Annotated in this window: 16 protein-coding genes and 1 pseudogene; 6 read left to right on the forward strand and 11 right to left on the reverse strand. The window is 65.5% G+C overall.

Features of this window, described 5'->3' with window-relative positions:
- Positions 1-133 precede the first annotated feature (133 nt).
- The 3 genes from AC1DF4_RS16750 to AC1DF4_RS16760 form a co-directional block, all read right to left on the reverse strand.
- Entirely contained in the window at positions 134-1,150 is a 1,017-nt protein-coding gene (locus AC1DF4_RS16750; RefSeq protein ID WP_476913937.1) for an aldo/keto reductase, read from the reverse strand.
- 20 nt (positions 1,151-1,170) lie between these two features.
- Complete coding sequence (locus tag AC1DF4_RS16755) at positions 1,171-2,052, reverse strand: aldo/keto reductase (protein ID WP_476913938.1); 882 nt, start codon at positions 2,050-2,052, stop codon at positions 1,171-1,173.
- Between the two features lie 204 nt (positions 2,053-2,256).
- Positions 2,257-2,631, reverse strand: coding sequence for an MFS transporter (locus tag AC1DF4_RS16760; RefSeq protein WP_476913939.1), 375 nt, complete (start codon positions 2,629-2,631; stop codon positions 2,257-2,259).
- 143 nt (positions 2,632-2,774) lie between these two features.
- Between AC1DF4_RS16760 and AC1DF4_RS16765 the strand changes: the two genes are divergently transcribed.
- From AC1DF4_RS16765 to AC1DF4_RS16775, 3 genes are read left to right on the forward strand one after another with little or no spacing between them, the layout of a single operon-like run.
- The gene (locus AC1DF4_RS16765; protein WP_476913940.1) at positions 2,775-3,656 is read left to right on the forward strand and encodes a helix-turn-helix transcriptional regulator; all 882 of its coding nucleotides are present in this window, start codon (positions 2,775-2,777) and stop codon (positions 3,654-3,656) included.
- Positions 3,653-3,835: an NmrA family NAD(P)-binding protein gene (locus AC1DF4_RS16770; RefSeq protein ID WP_476913941.1), complete on the forward strand. Its 183-nt coding sequence runs from the start codon at positions 3,653-3,655 to the stop codon at positions 3,833-3,835. Before AC1DF4_RS16765 ends, AC1DF4_RS16770 begins: the two co-directional genes overlap by 4 nt.
- A 37-nt stretch (positions 3,836-3,872) precedes the next feature.
- Positions 3,873-4,046: a hypothetical protein gene (locus AC1DF4_RS16775; protein ID WP_476913942.1), complete on the forward strand. Its 174-nt coding sequence runs from the start codon at positions 3,873-3,875 to the stop codon at positions 4,044-4,046.
- 53 nt (positions 4,047-4,099) lie between these two features.
- Here AC1DF4_RS16775 and AC1DF4_RS16780 read toward each other — a convergent pair whose 3' ends face one another.
- Together AC1DF4_RS16780 and AC1DF4_RS16785 are read right to left on the reverse strand one after the other, a co-directional pair.
- Positions 4,100-4,783 carry a DedA family protein gene (locus AC1DF4_RS16780; protein ID WP_476913943.1) on the reverse strand — a complete coding sequence of 228 codons (684 nt, stop codon included), beginning with the start codon at positions 4,781-4,783 and terminating at the stop codon, positions 4,100-4,102.
- Positions 4,784-4,999: 216 nt separating this feature from the next.
- Positions 5,000-5,086 (reverse strand): annotated as a pseudogene (locus AC1DF4_RS16785) (DUF427 domain-containing protein); the annotation flags it as partial.
- Between the two features lie 503 nt (positions 5,087-5,589).
- On the opposite strand from AC1DF4_RS16785, the gene AC1DF4_RS16790 reads away from it, so the two are divergent.
- The 3 genes from AC1DF4_RS16790 (at position 5,590) to AC1DF4_RS16800 (ending at position 7,681) form a co-directional block, all read left to right on the forward strand.
- Complete coding sequence (locus AC1DF4_RS16790) at positions 5,590-6,018, forward strand: DUF7144 family membrane protein (protein ID WP_476913944.1); 429 nt, start codon at positions 5,590-5,592, stop codon at positions 6,016-6,018.
- Positions 6,019-6,139: 121 nt separating this feature from the next.
- Positions 6,140-6,619 (forward strand): GNAT family N-acetyltransferase, encoded by a 480-nt coding sequence (locus AC1DF4_RS16795; protein WP_476913945.1) that lies wholly within the window; start codon positions 6,140-6,142, stop codon positions 6,617-6,619.
- Positions 6,620-6,904: 285 nt separating this feature from the next.
- On the forward strand, positions 6,905-7,681 hold the full coding sequence (locus tag AC1DF4_RS16800) for a type 1 glutamine amidotransferase domain-containing protein (protein WP_476913946.1): 777 nt from the start codon (positions 6,905-6,907) through the stop codon (positions 7,679-7,681).
- An 88-nt stretch (positions 7,682-7,769) separates the two neighbouring features.
- Here the strand turns inward: AC1DF4_RS16800 and AC1DF4_RS16805 are convergent, their stop codons facing one another.
- The 6 genes from AC1DF4_RS16805 to AC1DF4_RS16830 form a co-directional block, all read right to left on the reverse strand.
- Entirely contained in the window at positions 7,770-8,297 is a 528-nt protein-coding gene (locus AC1DF4_RS16805; RefSeq protein ID WP_476913947.1) for a DUF427 domain-containing protein, read from the reverse strand.
- A 140-nt stretch (positions 8,298-8,437) separates the two neighbouring features.
- Complete coding sequence (locus tag AC1DF4_RS16810; RefSeq protein ID WP_476913948.1) at positions 8,438-9,316, reverse strand: glycerophosphodiester phosphodiesterase family protein; 879 nt, start codon at positions 9,314-9,316, stop codon at positions 8,438-8,440.
- 141 nt (positions 9,317-9,457) lie between these two features.
- Complete coding sequence (locus AC1DF4_RS16815; protein ID WP_476913949.1) at positions 9,458-9,784, reverse strand: DUF1905 domain-containing protein; 327 nt, start codon at positions 9,782-9,784, stop codon at positions 9,458-9,460.
- A 122-nt stretch (positions 9,785-9,906) separates the two neighbouring features.
- Positions 9,907-10,455 carry a TOPRIM nucleotidyl transferase/hydrolase domain-containing protein gene (locus tag AC1DF4_RS16820; protein ID WP_476913950.1) on the reverse strand — a complete coding sequence of 183 codons (549 nt, stop codon included), beginning with the start codon at positions 10,453-10,455 and terminating at the stop codon, positions 9,907-9,909.
- Between the two features lie 27 nt (positions 10,456-10,482).
- On the reverse strand, positions 10,483-11,727 hold the full coding sequence (ligD, locus tag AC1DF4_RS16825) for a non-homologous end-joining DNA ligase (RefSeq protein ID WP_476913951.1): 1,245 nt from the start codon (positions 11,725-11,727) through the stop codon (positions 10,483-10,485).
- On the reverse strand, positions 11,728-12,894 hold the full coding sequence (locus tag AC1DF4_RS16830) for a cytochrome P450 (RefSeq protein ID WP_476913952.1): 1,167 nt from the start codon (positions 12,892-12,894) through the stop codon (positions 11,728-11,730).
- Between the last annotated feature and the right edge of the window lie 177 nt (positions 12,895-13,071).

Raw genomic sequence — 13,071 nt, forward strand, 5'->3', positions numbered from 1 at the left:
GGGCCAGCCGGCGTAGAGCGTGACATGCGTGATGGCTAGCTGTTTGGGCTGGTCAGTCATGAAGTTCCTTCCTTCAATGTGGACACTGATGTGAAGTCGTCGGCAAGGCTGGCGTCCGGCGTGGTCACGTCGGTCACCGCCGTCGTGCCTGGGGCGTGAGCTCGTGCGCGCCGTAGCTGTTGTCGTCGGGGTTGACGGTCACGCCGGGGGCGACGAGTTGGTCGATGCGGTCCAGCACGTCGGCACCCAGCCTGATGTCCGCGGCGGGCAGGTACGACTCGAGCTGTTCCATGGTGCGCGGTCCCACGATCGCTGCCGTGACGCCCGGGTGGTGGATCACGAACGCGATGGCCAGTTCGATGAGCGTCAGCCCGGTTTGTTCGGCGAGCTGGGCGAGGTCTTCAACGATGTCGAGTTTTCGCTGGTTGGCCGGACTTGTCATATCGAACCGCGCGCTCGGGCGGGCTGACGACGTGGGTGCGGACGCCGAGTCTTTGCGCCAGCGCCCTGAGAGCCACCCGCCGCTGAGCGGGCTGTAGGTGAGGGTCCCCATGCCGTGGCGTTGCACTGTCGGGAGGATGTCTTCCTCGATGCCGCGGACCAGGACCGAGTAGGGCGGCTGCTCGGTGACGAACCGCTCCAGGTTGCGTTCCCGGGAGGCCCATTGGGCCTCCACAATCTGGGATCCCGAGTACGACGACGAACCGATGTAGCGGACCTTGCCTTGGCGGACGAGGTCGGTGAGGGCACCGAGCGTCTCCTCGATGTCGGTGTCCGGGCTGGGCCGGTGGACCTGGTAGAGGTCGATGTAGTCCGTGTTCAGGCGGCGGAGGGAGTTTTCGACTTCGCGGATGATCCAGCGGCGGGATCCGCCGCGCTGGTTGGGGTCTTCGCTCATGGGCATGAAGAACTTCGTCGCGAGGAACACGTCATCGCGCCGGCCCTCCAGTGCCTGCCCGACGATTTCCTCGGACGCCCCGCCGGAGTAGACGTCGGCAGTGTCGATGAAGTTGATGCCCGCGTCGAGGGCATGGTGGATGATGCGGATGGAATCGGCGGTGTCCTTGTTGCCCCAGGGGCCGAACATCATCGCGCCCAGGCACAAGGGACTGACCTGCACACCGGTGCGGCCGAGGGGACGGTATTCCATGATGACTCCTTGTTTCTGTCTTAGGCTTCGGGGATGACCATGGCGAAGCGCTCTTCGCGGGCCTGGTCCGGGTCCGGGCCGTTGCGCATTCCGGTGTCGAGCGCGTCGATGGCGGCGAGCTCGACGGCACTGAGTTCGAAGGTGAACACGTCGAAGTTTTCGGCGATGCGTGCCGGTTTCGTGGATTTCGGTATGGCTGAGCGGCCGAGCTGCAGGTGCCAGCGGAGCATGACCTGCGCCGGACTCTTCCCGTGGGCCTGCGCGATGGCGGCGATTGTGGGGTCTTCCATGACGTTGCGCCGCTCCTCGCCCCACCCTGGGTAAAAGGTGATCCCGCCGATCGGTGACCAGGCCTGGGTAAGGATCCCGTTCCGGGCATCGGCGGCCTGGACGTCGGGCTGGGTGAAGTACGGGTGTAGTTCGATCTGGTTTACGGCCGGGACGACGTCGGTCGCGTCGAGCAGCTGCTGCAGGTGGTGCGGCATGAAGTTGCTGACACCGATCGCCCGCACCCGTCCGTCAGCAAGCAGCGCCTCCAGCGCCTTATAGGCGGCGATGGTCTTTTCGAACCGGTCGGGGGCGGGCTGGTGCAGGATGAGCAGGTCCAGATAGTCGACGCGGAGTTTGCCGGTCGCCTTATCCCAAGCACGCAGTGTCTGGTCGTAGCCGTAGTCACTGACCCAGACCTTGGTCTCGATGAACACCTCGGCACGGTCAAGGCCGGAGGTGCGGATCCCCTGCCCGACTTCCCGCTCGTTGCCATAGGCGGCTGCGGTGTCGATGTGCCGGTAGCCGGTGGCCAGCGCGGCCTCGACGGCGGCGGTTGTCAGTTCGGGGGCGCTTTGGAAGACGCCGAGCCCGATAGCGGGCATGATGACCCCGTTGTTGAGTGTGATGTTCATGGTTTGTCCTGTTCCTTCGCTTACGGGCGGTCGAGCACTTTGAGCGCTTCGCGGCGGGCCATGGCCTGGTAGCCGGCCGGAACGGTTTCGACGCGCACGTCGCCGGCGCCGTACATCAGTGTTGCTCGCATGGTGAAATTCCTTACTCGGTTGTCGGATATTCCAGTCAACTCCGGTCACGTACTTCGTGGGAGTCACGGCCGATCAGGGTACTGACAGGGCCCCCTTCGGGTTTGGCGGTTCAGCTGGCGTCTCGGCCAGTTCCACAGGCCGCGCCGCGGGCAACGCGATGCCCTGGCCCGCGCTAATGAGGACCATCGGCAGGGCCACACCGGCCAGATAGCCGGAGTCGACGCCGACACGGACCAGCCCGACGACGAAGACCCGCCGGCGTCCGAGAAGGTCTCCTGCCCAGGCGCCGAGGAGCAGCAGGCCGCCAAAGACCAGCGTGTACGAATCCTGAACCCAGGACAGCTCACCGGTGCTCAGCCGCAGGTCAGCGTGCAGGCTCGGCAGGGCGGTGAAGATGACCGAGTTGTCCAGCAGGATCATGAAGTAGCTGACGAGGATGATCGCCAAGATCGCTGCCGGTGGGGAGCGGTTGTGGGTTCAGGTTTCATGCTTTCAATGCAACCCCGATTCCGCACGGGCCGGGAGTCACGGCCGTTCCGGGTAATGGCAGTGCCTCCCTCGCGCCAGCGGCCGCGGGTAGCGTGGAAGCCATGACACACAGCGACGACGTGCGGAAATTCCTGACCTCCCGGCGCGCAAGGATCACCCCGGATGAAGCCGGCCTGCCGGTCTATGGAGGCAACCGGCGCGTTGCCGGGCTGCGACGCGAGGAAGTCGCCATGCTCGCCGGAATGAGCATCGACTACTACATCCGGTTGGAGCGGGGAAACCTCTCCGGCGCCTCGGACAGCGTCCTCGAAGCCCTCGGGCGGGCCCTGAAGCTTGACGACGCCGAAACGGCCCACCTATTTGACCTGGCCCGCGCGGCCACAGCCTCCCCACGGGTGCGGCGCAAGCGCAGTCCGCAGACAGTGCGGCCGAGTGTGCAACGCGTCATCGAGGCGATCACGACGGCGCCGGCCTGGGTCCGCAACGACCGCGGTGATGTCCTCGCTGCCAACGAATTGGGCCGTGCCCTGTATCTGGACTTGATGGCCGAACAGAACACCCCGCCGAACAGTGCACGGTTCACCTTCCTGAACCCGAAAGCGCGGGAGTTCTTCGCCGATTGGGAACGGGCGGCGGATGACATCGTCGCCGTCCTGCGGTCCACAGCCGGGAAGAACCCGTACGACAAGGACCTCACAGACCTGATCGGTGAACTCTCAACCCGAAGCGAGGAGTTCCGCGCCCGGTGGGCCCGGCACGACGTGAAGTATCACCGTGCCGGCCGCAAACGGCTCCACCACCCGATCGTCGGGGATCTGGACTTGAGCTTTGAAGCGTTGGAACTCCCCGCAGACCCGGGACTGCGTATCAATGTGTACACAGCAGATCCCGGCACACCCTCCGAGGACGCGCTGAAAGTACTGGCCAGTTGGGCCGCCACCCAGGGTGAAACGACAAGGGCCACAGTCAAGCAGAAGAAATGAGCCGCCGTCCGTCCACTGTTCTGATTGTCGGTGCCACCGGAAGCATCGGCCGCTACGCCGTGGCCGCGGCGCTGCAACAGGGCTACATGGTGCGGGCGCTCGTGCGCGGCCAGGCCCGCGCCGCCGGCATTCTCCCCGGACCAAATCGCCCGGATCCTCATCGACAGCCTTCACATTGACGCCGCCAACCACAAAACGATCGAACTCATTGCAGACTTGGGACCGGAACAAGACGAGCTCACCACCGTCTTCGCCGCCCTCACTCCAGACTCAGGGGAATCCCTCGACGCGGCCGAAGACCTTGTGGACTTCCACACGGAGAGTGAGCCCGAACTGTTCCGTGACGACCTCGCCACCATCGCAGCAGGACGCCTCAACGCCGGGGACTAGCGTTCAGGGCGGGGGCCGACGTTGATCCCGGCAGGACAATGAAGCCCCGGCCTTTATTCGGCGTCGGGCACGCCGTCCCCTGCCCCTTCCGCTGACTTGAGCTTCCGGCGTCTGCGCCGGCGCCAGACAAACACCAGGCCAAGCGCCACGATGGGGACCAGCACCCAGCCGCCGATGTCGAGAGCGTCACCGATCGCATGGGCAACTGCCCCGGCCAGATAGGCGAGAACGCTGAGGCTGGCGACCCAGGCAATACACCCTGGGATGGTCCACAGCAGGAACTTGGGCCACGGCATCTTCGCGGCCCCCGCGGCAATGGCGCCCCAAAGCCGCACTACAATGACCCAGCGGCCGAAGAACAGGGCTGTGCCGCCGTGCCGGTCGAAGAACGACTCCAGTTGGGCAATGCGGTTCTCGTCTGCGTGGAAGCGCCGTGCAAGTCGCAGCATCAACGGACGGCCTCCCACCCGCCCAAGTATGTAGCCAATAGTGCTCCCGAGGATGGCGCCCAGGCTGCCGACCGCGATAACGGCAGGAAGGTTCAGATCTCCGTGGCGCGCCGAGGCGTAGGCCCCAAGCAGTACGGCCACGGCGGGAAGCGGGACACCGGCGCACTGGGCCAGCACAATCACGAAGACCCCGAAGTAATACCCCCAATCGTCCGCAATCCCCGCTTCCGCGGCGATGAAGCCTGCCCAGCCGAGCGCCGCGAAGCGCAGGGCAGCTAATCCGGTCATCGCTCACACCTCACTTCGCTGATCCGCCCTGGGTCACAATGACGGTCCCCGCGCAGCCCGCGTTTGATTTGCGGTCCTGGCCCCCGCGACGACACCAGCATGGCCTTTGTCTACCCTCGTGGCCCGGGCCGCGTCAAGAGCCCGCGGCGGCCCCGGCCGGGCCCGGCGGCGGCACTGCTTTTCAGGCCTGCGGCGCCAGGCGCAAGAGCGCTGTGCTCACCACCCGGCCGTGACCGGGCCACCCTTGAACGGACCAACGATCTGCCTGGTGATCCAACCGCCATAGAAGTCGCCATCTTGCGCGGCGGCCGCGGGTAGTCCCACACCGATTCTTGACCAGCCTTGGGTTTGATGGGCTGGGGGCGCGCCGGAAGAAGCCGGATACACCGTGAGCAGGAGTCATGTCCCCATGGTGCCATCGTCCGCTGGGATGCCACCGTGATGGTCGGAACCAACCGGTCCCACCTGCGCCGTGACGCTATTGAGGAACCATTCCTGCGACGGGGACCTTTCGTCGCAATTGCAGCCAGCTTAGTCACCGCCGTGCTCGGCGGCAGCTCGTTCCTCCTGCTACGCAATGGTGAGCGATGGGCCTGCTAGATCAATATCTTGGTCTGAGATCCCCCGGAGCGGATGAGGTGCCGCATTTCACCGAGGCGCAGGATGGAGTAGCGGAGGACCTTCAGATCTAGGTTGACCGGCCCGGACTGCGAGGAACATAACCGGAATCGGTACGGGGCTTCACGACACGACTGCGCCGACCCTGAGGCCGACGACAGAGCATTCAACGGAAAGAGGTCGGCAAAATGAGTACTGCCCATCATCCTGTCGCTTCGACTGGCTGGACCGGTTGGGTCCGTTTCGCCGGAGTCATTCTGATAATCAATGGCGTTTTCAGCGGCCTTCAAGGCCTCGTCGCGCTCACAGGGCCCGACAGCTACTATTTGTCCACGCCTAACGCTCTTTTCCTCTTCGATGCCAAGGGATGGGGCTGGTGGAATCTGGCCCTTGGGGTGCTTTTGATCCTCACCGCGGTCGCGCTCTTCTCCGGTGCAACGTGGGCTCGAGTCGTTGCTGTCGTCCTTGCGGGCGTCAGCGCGGTCGTCCAACTGATGCTCATTCCGGCGCAGCCATGGTGGTCCCTGATCGTCATCGCCATCGACGTGCTGATCATCTACGCGGTCATCGCCCACGGCGACGAGCTACGGACCGGAGAAACCCCGCCAAACTCCTAAACCGGAAACGCAAACGGGTTTCCTCTCGAACCAGGAGTCAGCGGGAAACCGGCAGGCGGGGGTCCACCGATTGTGCGCGGTCATGGTGGACTTCGCCTCGCCTGCTCCTCATGATGAAGACATGACCCCCGACGATTCGGCCGGCGTCCAGAGGCCGCGGCGGGCGACGCCGGCCGACGCCGCTGCCGTTGCCCGGTTGCTTCATGCTTTCAACAGCGAGTTTTCGACTCCGACGCCGGACCCGGACGAGCTTCGAGCGCGGCTGGGACTGCTCTTGGCGGGGGACGACGTGGTCGTGCTGCTCATCGGCGAGCCAGCAGGCGGTCTTGCCGTGCTTAGTTTCCGGCCCAACGTCTGGTACCCAGGTCCGGTCGCGATCCTCGACGAGCTCTACGTCCGTCCAGGCCTGCGCGGCCGTCGCCTGGGCAGCGCACTTTTGGATGCAGCGTGTGACTTGGTTCGAGACCGGGGCGGCGAGCTAATGGAAATAAACGTCGACGGCGAGGACACCGACGCACGCCGGTTCTATGAAGTACGCGGGTTCACCAGCACCGAACCCAATCAGACGGACCCCATGTTGTACTACTATCGAGAGCTTTGACGGTGGGCCATTCGCCCACCCCGCCGGGCTACAGACTGAGCGTGCGGTTGATGACGTCCGGTTGATGACGTGCGTTGCCGTGTCGTGCAGAGTCTGATGGTTCGCCCAGGCAAATTCGCGTAACCCTCGGAACGCCTCTTCCGGCGCCGGCACGGATATGGTCGGCCGCCGCAGAAGAACTGCAAGCAGGAGCGCGCCAGGGGTGCGCCGGCCGAAGGCCACGGCAGCATCCAGTCGGGAAATTGGGCTGGGCGTAGGGTGGAAGTCGGACGAAAGGAGCATTTCATGAAGAAAATCCTCATGGTACTGACCAGCGTTTCCGAGATCGGCGATACAGGGGAGAGGACCGGCTACAACGTGGCCGAGGCTGCCCATCCCTGGAAGGTCTTCAAGGATTCCGGGCATTTCGTCGACTTCGCGTCCATCCAGGGCGGCCAGCCCCCGCGCGACGAGGTGGACTCGGAAGATCCTCTCCAGGTCGCCTTCACGGAGGACGAGACCACGAGCGCAGGTCTCTACAACACTGCCCGCGTCGAAGTCGTTGATCCCGACCAGTACGACGCCGTCTATCTCGTGGGCGGGCACGGCACCATGTGGGACTTCCCCGACAGCGAAGGCTTGCAGCATCTGGTGGCGAGCGTCTACAACGCCGGCGGCTTGGTGGGCGCGGTCTGCCACGGACCGGCCGGCCTGCTGAACGTGGAACTGGAGAACGGGCTTCGCCTGGTCGAGGGCCGGAAGGTCGCCGCCTTCACCAACGACGAGGAAGTTGCCGCGGGAAAGGACAAGGTCATCCCGTTCTTTTTGGCAGACCGGCTCGAGGAACAGGGCGCCACCCACGTCTCCGCTGGTGTCTTCGAGGAAAAGGTTGTGGTCGACGACCGGCTGGTGACCGGTCAGAACCCGGCCTCAGCCGCCGGCGTGGCCAAGGAGATGGAGAAGCTCTTCGCAGCGGTCATCCGCCAGGAAAAAGCCGAGGAACAGCACGAGACAGAGACTCTGCGGGCCGAGAAGGACGCCGAGAAAAACGCCAAGAAGGCTGCCGCAGAAGCGGAGCACTAACAGCTCACTGAACCTGGCGGSCGCCCCSGCGACGGGGCGGCCGCCAGCGGGAGGACGTGCCAGTCTTGCCGGCGCTAGGGCGGTGTGCTCACCACCCGGCCGTGCCCGGGCCGCCCTTGAACGGACCAACGACCTGCCCGGTGATCCAACCGCCGTAGAAGTCACCGTCCTGGAAAGTCACCAGTTCGCCGTCGACCTCGCAGGAGTCCATGTGACGCGGGTAGAGGGCCACCCGGCTACTGAGCGACTCGAACCCCGGCGCCGGATTTGGATAAGTCCACCCGGCACGGGGAACAACGACTCCGCCGGCAACGACGTCGAAGTACTGCGCTTCTCCCTTGAACTCGCAGAAGCTGGTGCCCTCGACCGGGACGAGTACACCGGGAGGGAATGCACTCAATGGCAAGTAGTAGACAGGCGGATGACTCGTCTCCAGGACGCGCACTGCCTCGGTGGTGTCGGCAATCACCTGCCCGCCCAGCCGCACGATGACCCGTTCGGATCGCGGCTCGACCCTTGGCGGCCGCGGGTAGTCCCACACCGATTCCTGACCCGCTTTGGGTTTGATGGGCTGGGGACGCCGGAAGAAGCTGGATACGCCTGGAGCAGGAGTCATGTCCCCATGGTGTCATCCTCCGCTGGAAGGGCACCGCGAACGCGGGGGAGGAAGTGCCAAGGAAGGCTCCGTCCGATACGGACGGAGCCTTCCTCGAAGCCGGCACCGGACTTGTTAAGCCGCAAGTGTCAGCGCCGAATCTAGATGATGTCGCGCAACACCTGTGGGTAGTTGGTGATGACCCCGTCGACGCCCCAATTAATGGCGCGGCGCATGTCCTGGCCGCCGTTCACGGTCCAGGTGTACGTCTTCAGGCCGTAGCCATGGATCATCGCGACGGTGTTTTGCGTGATGTCGCCGAGTGCCGGGTTGGCAGCCTGCGCCCAGGTGGCGGCGTCGGCGAGTTGCGCCTCGGACGGCGGGCCGCCGGCGAAGAGCAGACCGACCGGCACGTCGACCGCTAAAGCATCGTATGCGCGCAGCCACTCGTGGTTGAAGGACTGCATCATTACCCGGCCGTGCCGGAGGGCTTGGGTGAATTCGGGAAGGGCTCGCAGTTCCCTGTCGACATCGATCTCAATGCCTGGGTAGAGCTCGGGCGACTTGACCTCCAGCAGCATGCCTGTTTGACGGCCGACGGCGTGCGCCCACTCCGCGAGCGTCGGCACGCGCTGGCCGGCGAACTCGGGCGCGAACCACGAGCCGGCGTCGAGCTTCTTGATCTCGGCGAGGGTGAAGTCGCGGACGTTCCACGGTGCCCGGTCGGGAAAGACAGTCTCGACGTCGGTGGTGCGGGCCAAAGTCGTGTCGTGAACGATCACAAGGGCGCCGTCGGCGGTGCGCTGGATGTCGTTCTCGACCACGTCGGCGTCCTGCTGCAGCGCGAGTTCAACGGCTGCGAGGGTGTTTTCGGGGGCTGCGCCACTGGATCCCCGGTGGGCGATGACCTGGACGGTGGAATGAGGCCCGTTGCCCTGTGCCATGCTCTGGGCGGCCTGCGCGGCCGGTGCGGTGAAGGCACTCAGGGCGGCCACTGCCAACCCCGTGACGATCCCGAGCACGCGTTCTGTGCGGCGCATGTAAAACCTCTTCCTGTTCCGAACCGGCAAGTGCCGGTCACGCCCACCTAGGCTCTCGAAACTTTGTGCACTCGCATCGAACTGCCCATGGCCGGCAGGTGAACTGTCAGGGATCAGGTCTTGGTGCTTTCCGCCGGTGCCTCACACGGTTGGGCCGGTGCCATTGGCGGCCCGACCCCCGCGGGGAGCCACGCTCATGGCCACCGTCACGGTGTCGCCGCCGCCAAAATGTTCCTGTGTGCGGACCGCCTTTTTCATCGGCAGCACGTACCCGCCGTTGCGCGGCAGCAACGAGGTCTCCCATACGGTGCCGCCGATCCGAACGCACACCGGGATGGCTCCCCACCCGTAGGTGACGGCTGCTGCCTCCGCCCGCAGGTAGTCACATACGTCCGCGGGCGGCGACACCCAGTAGAAGGGCGCGGGGCCACGCCATTCGAACACATCCGCGCTGAAAGTCACGTCCACGTCACGTAACGGTAGTGGCCGGACGCCGCGTTATCAACGCCCCTTCCGGTGGGCGCCGGCCGCTGACCTCGGGCAGGTCAAGGATGGAGCGGCAGGCCATTTTCCGGAGCCGAGCCGGGCGATCACACGACCAATGATGCAACGAGCCGGGCGAGCGGCGGAGGCGCATGCCCGGCCGGCAGTGCGTCGACCAGCAGCGGGGCGTACCGGACCTTGTTGCCGCTGCGTCCTCCGAAGAACCGTTGCAACTGCTCCGTTACAGGCCGCTCCCGCAGTGACGGCTGGCGTTGCAGGAGCCGAAACGACGCGAGCTCGCCTTGAGCCGCGATGACGTTGAGCACAGCGTCGATCCCCAGGCAGCGGATGAGTTCGTCCTCTAGATCGGCACGACAGACATGGAACCCAAGCTCAGCCAGCGGACCGGGCCCGATACCTGCACGGCCGAGCGCGCGGGCGATGCCACGGGATTCGCCCTCATCGCACAGGCCGAACAACCGGTGGCCCGCGCCATTCGGGCCGTAGTAGTCGAGGAACCGGACGATGCTGGTCGCACCTCCCATCGGCACGACCGACACCCGCAAGGCTGTCAGGTCAAGGCCACGGCGAATAGCCAGCGTCTCGACCGCCAGCCGGTCACTCTCGCCCTCGACCAACACCGTCGTAGCCTGCATGTAACCAGTATGTCGGACCCGGTGGTGTCAGGGCCCGGTGCGCCCCGGCCACTCCTTGCCCGCCCAGGGGTTGTAGTCAGCGATGAGGTCTTCCTGAGGCGGACGTTGATTTTCGGGGACGTGCTGCAGGTTCACCCGCACCCGGTACCAGAGGGAACTCGATCCGCGCATTCCGTCGACGAGTATGTCGGCCGGATGCAGAGCAGGGACGAGGCCCGCATGCGTGGTCTTCCATTCGTCGAGCGCCGCAAGCGCCTCGGGCTTGGTCTTGGTACGTGCCACCTCGATCAGCGGCATCACCGACTTCCGGCGGCCCGCGCCGTCGCCGCCGCGCGGCGGCTTCTCGGCGGGGCCGAGTTCGGCAGCCAAAGCGAGCAGGCCGTCGAGCGAACCGGCCGCGTCGTCAATGCCGGAGTGGGGGTCGCCCACGTCGGCGAACCGCTCGGGAACCGTGAGCACGGTGAATTGTTCCGGCCGGGTGGAGGTGACCTCGGCCCAAGTGAGCGGAGTCGAGACCCGGGCGTCGGGCAGGGGCCGGATCGAATACGCCGATGCCACGGTGCGGTCTTTGGCGTTCTGGTTGAAGTCGACGAACACACTCTCCCCGCGCTCCTCTTTCCACCACCGCGCGGTGGCGAGGCCCGGAGCGCGGTTTTCGACCTCGCGGGCGAGTGTCTCGGCGGCGAGCCGCACGTCGCGGTACGACCACCGGGGCGCGATGCGCACCAGGATGTGGAGTCCCCGCGAACCGCTCGTCTTGGGCCACCCCACAAGTCCGACTTCCTCAAGCACCTCCCGTGCGACATAGGCGACGTCGACGATCTGCTTCCAGTCGACCCCCGGCATCGGGTCGAGGTCGACCCGGAGCTCGTCGGGGTGCTCCAGATCCTCGGCGCGCACGGGGTGCGGGTTGAGGTCCAGGCATCCCAGATTCACCACCCACGCCAAGCCCGCAGCATCCCGGATGACGGCCTCCTCGGCTGAAGTCCCCGACGCATAGTGCAGCGTCGCCGTGTCGACGAAGCCGGGATGGTTTTCCGGCACACGCTTTTGGAAGAACGGCTCAGCGCCGATCCCCTTCGGGAAGCGCTTGAGCACCATGGGCCGTCCGCCGGCGCCACGCAGCGCACCATCCGCGACGGCGAGGTAGTAGCGGACCACATCGAGCTTCGTCAGCCCGGGCTCGGGAAACACCACCTTGTCCGGACTGGAGATGCTCACCTCGGCGCCGGCAATATCAAGGATCTCGGCCGGCGTCTTCGACGGGTTCATTCAGGCCGCGTTCCAGCTGACCGGAAGCGACTTCACGCCGTAGACGATGGTGCTGTCCATCCGTTCCAGCTGGGCTCCCGGGGCGAGGGCCAGTCCGGGCAGTCGGGTCAGGGTGGCCTCCAGCGCGATCCGTGCTTCGAGCCGTGCCAGCGGGGCACCAAGGCAGAAGTGAATGCCGTGGCCGAAGGCCAGATGCCGGATCTGGCCGCGGTCGACGTCGAACTGGGCGGGCCGCTCGAACTGCCGCTCGTCTCGGTTCGCGGAGCCGATCCAGGCCACCACCGGGGCCCCGGCCGGAATCTGGACGTCGCCCAGGGTGGTGTCAGCAACGGTCACCCGGTACATGGACTGGACGGGGGAGCGAAAGCGGAGCACTTCTTCTATGGCCTGGGGAAGCAGTTCTGGCTCCTGCACCAACCGATCGATGGTGCCGGGCACTTCGGTGAAACAAAGAACTGCGTTGCCGATCAGATTGGTGGTTGTCTCATTGCCCGCGACGAGCAGCAGGGCGCAGAAGCCCAGCAGTTCAGCCACGCTCAGCTTCTGCCCGTCAATCTCGGCGGCAAGCAGGTTGCTGATCAAATCATCGCCTGGCCGGCTCCGCCGCTGTTCGATCAGGTCCAGGAAGTACCCGGTCATCTCCTGGTTCGCGGCCTGGTGGTCCTCAGTCGCCGCCCCGGTCCTCGTCTGGCTCACGATCACATCGGACCACCGCTTGAAGCGGTCACGGTCCTCCGCGGGAATCCCCATCAGTTCCGAGATCACGATGACCGGCAGCGGGTACGCCAGCGCCTCGATCAGGTCCGCTGTTCCGCGGGAAGTGATCTCCTCAAGAAGCGCGGCAGTGAGCTCCGATATGCGGGGAGCAAGCGCATCCACAGCTTTCGGCGTGAAGGCCTGGGTGACCAGCGAGCGTAGCTGCCGGTGCCGCGGCGGGTCTGTCGTGATCAGGCTCGACGCGAACAAGTGACCTGCCTCGGACGACTCGTCGCCGCCCATTCGCGAGGAAAACCTGGCGTGCTCGGACAGCACCCGCTGCACGTCGTCGTACCGGAAAACATGCCAACTTCCCGACTGCCCGTCGAGAAAGACTGGTGTGGATTCCCTCATCCGCTCGTACTGGGGAAAAGGATCCAGCGGTTGCCCGGTGGCGGGGACGAAGTCCATGGCTGGCCTCTCTGCTCAGCCCGGCGATCTGTTGGTCTTGCCGAACCGTCGGGGCGTCGGTTGATGGACCGTGGGACCCCGATTTTATCCGACGCCTGCTTGGCCTGTCAGTAGGGAAGTACGGCGGCTTTGCCCTCCATTGGCAGCATTCCGCGCGGCGGGAGGGGCTCGCCAGCG

This window comes from Arthrobacter sp. 05N429 (genome assembly GCF_056397045.1).

Bases quoted from the DNA above. Each gene is read 5' to 3' on its own strand.
- AC1DF4_RS16750 (WP_476913937.1), bottom strand. From the start codon at position 1,150: ATGGAATACCGTCCCCTCGGCCGCACCGGTGTGCAGGTCAGTCCCTTG.
- AC1DF4_RS16755 (WP_476913938.1), bottom strand. From the start codon at position 2,052: ATGAACATCACACTCAACAACGGGGTCATCATGCCCGCTATCGGGCTC.
- AC1DF4_RS16765 (WP_476913940.1), top strand. From the start codon at position 2,775: ATGACACACAGCGACGACGTGCGGAAATTCCTGACCTCCCGGCGCGCA.
- AC1DF4_RS16770 (WP_476913941.1), top strand. From the start codon at position 3,653: ATGAGCCGCCGTCCGTCCACTGTTCTGATTGTCGGTGCCACCGGAAGC.
- AC1DF4_RS16780 (WP_476913943.1), bottom strand. From the start codon at position 4,783: ATGACCGGATTAGCTGCCCTGCGCTTCGCGGCGCTCGGCTGGGCAGGC.
- AC1DF4_RS16790 (WP_476913944.1), top strand. From the start codon at position 5,590: ATGAGTACTGCCCATCATCCTGTCGCTTCGACTGGCTGGACCGGTTGG.
- AC1DF4_RS16795 (WP_476913945.1), top strand. From the start codon at position 6,140: ATGACCCCCGACGATTCGGCCGGCGTCCAGAGGCCGCGGCGGGCGACG.
- AC1DF4_RS16800 (WP_476913946.1), top strand. From the start codon at position 6,905: ATGAAGAAAATCCTCATGGTACTGACCAGCGTTTCCGAGATCGGCGAT.
- AC1DF4_RS16805 (WP_476913947.1), bottom strand. From the start codon at position 8,297: ATGACTCCTGCTCCAGGCGTATCCAGCTTCTTCCGGCGTCCCCAGCCC.
- AC1DF4_RS16810 (WP_476913948.1), bottom strand. From the start codon at position 9,316: ATGCGCCGCACAGAACGCGTGCTCGGGATCGTCACGGGGTTGGCAGTG.
- AC1DF4_RS16820 (WP_476913950.1), bottom strand. From the start codon at position 10,455: ATGCAGGCTACGACGGTGTTGGTCGAGGGCGAGAGTGACCGGCTGGCG.
- ligD (WP_476913951.1), bottom strand. From the start codon at position 11,727: ATGAACCCGTCGAAGACGCCGGCCGAGATCCTTGATATTGCCGGCGCC.
- AC1DF4_RS16830 (WP_476913952.1), bottom strand. From the start codon at position 12,894: ATGGACTTCGTCCCCGCCACCGGGCAACCGCTGGATCCTTTTCCCCAG.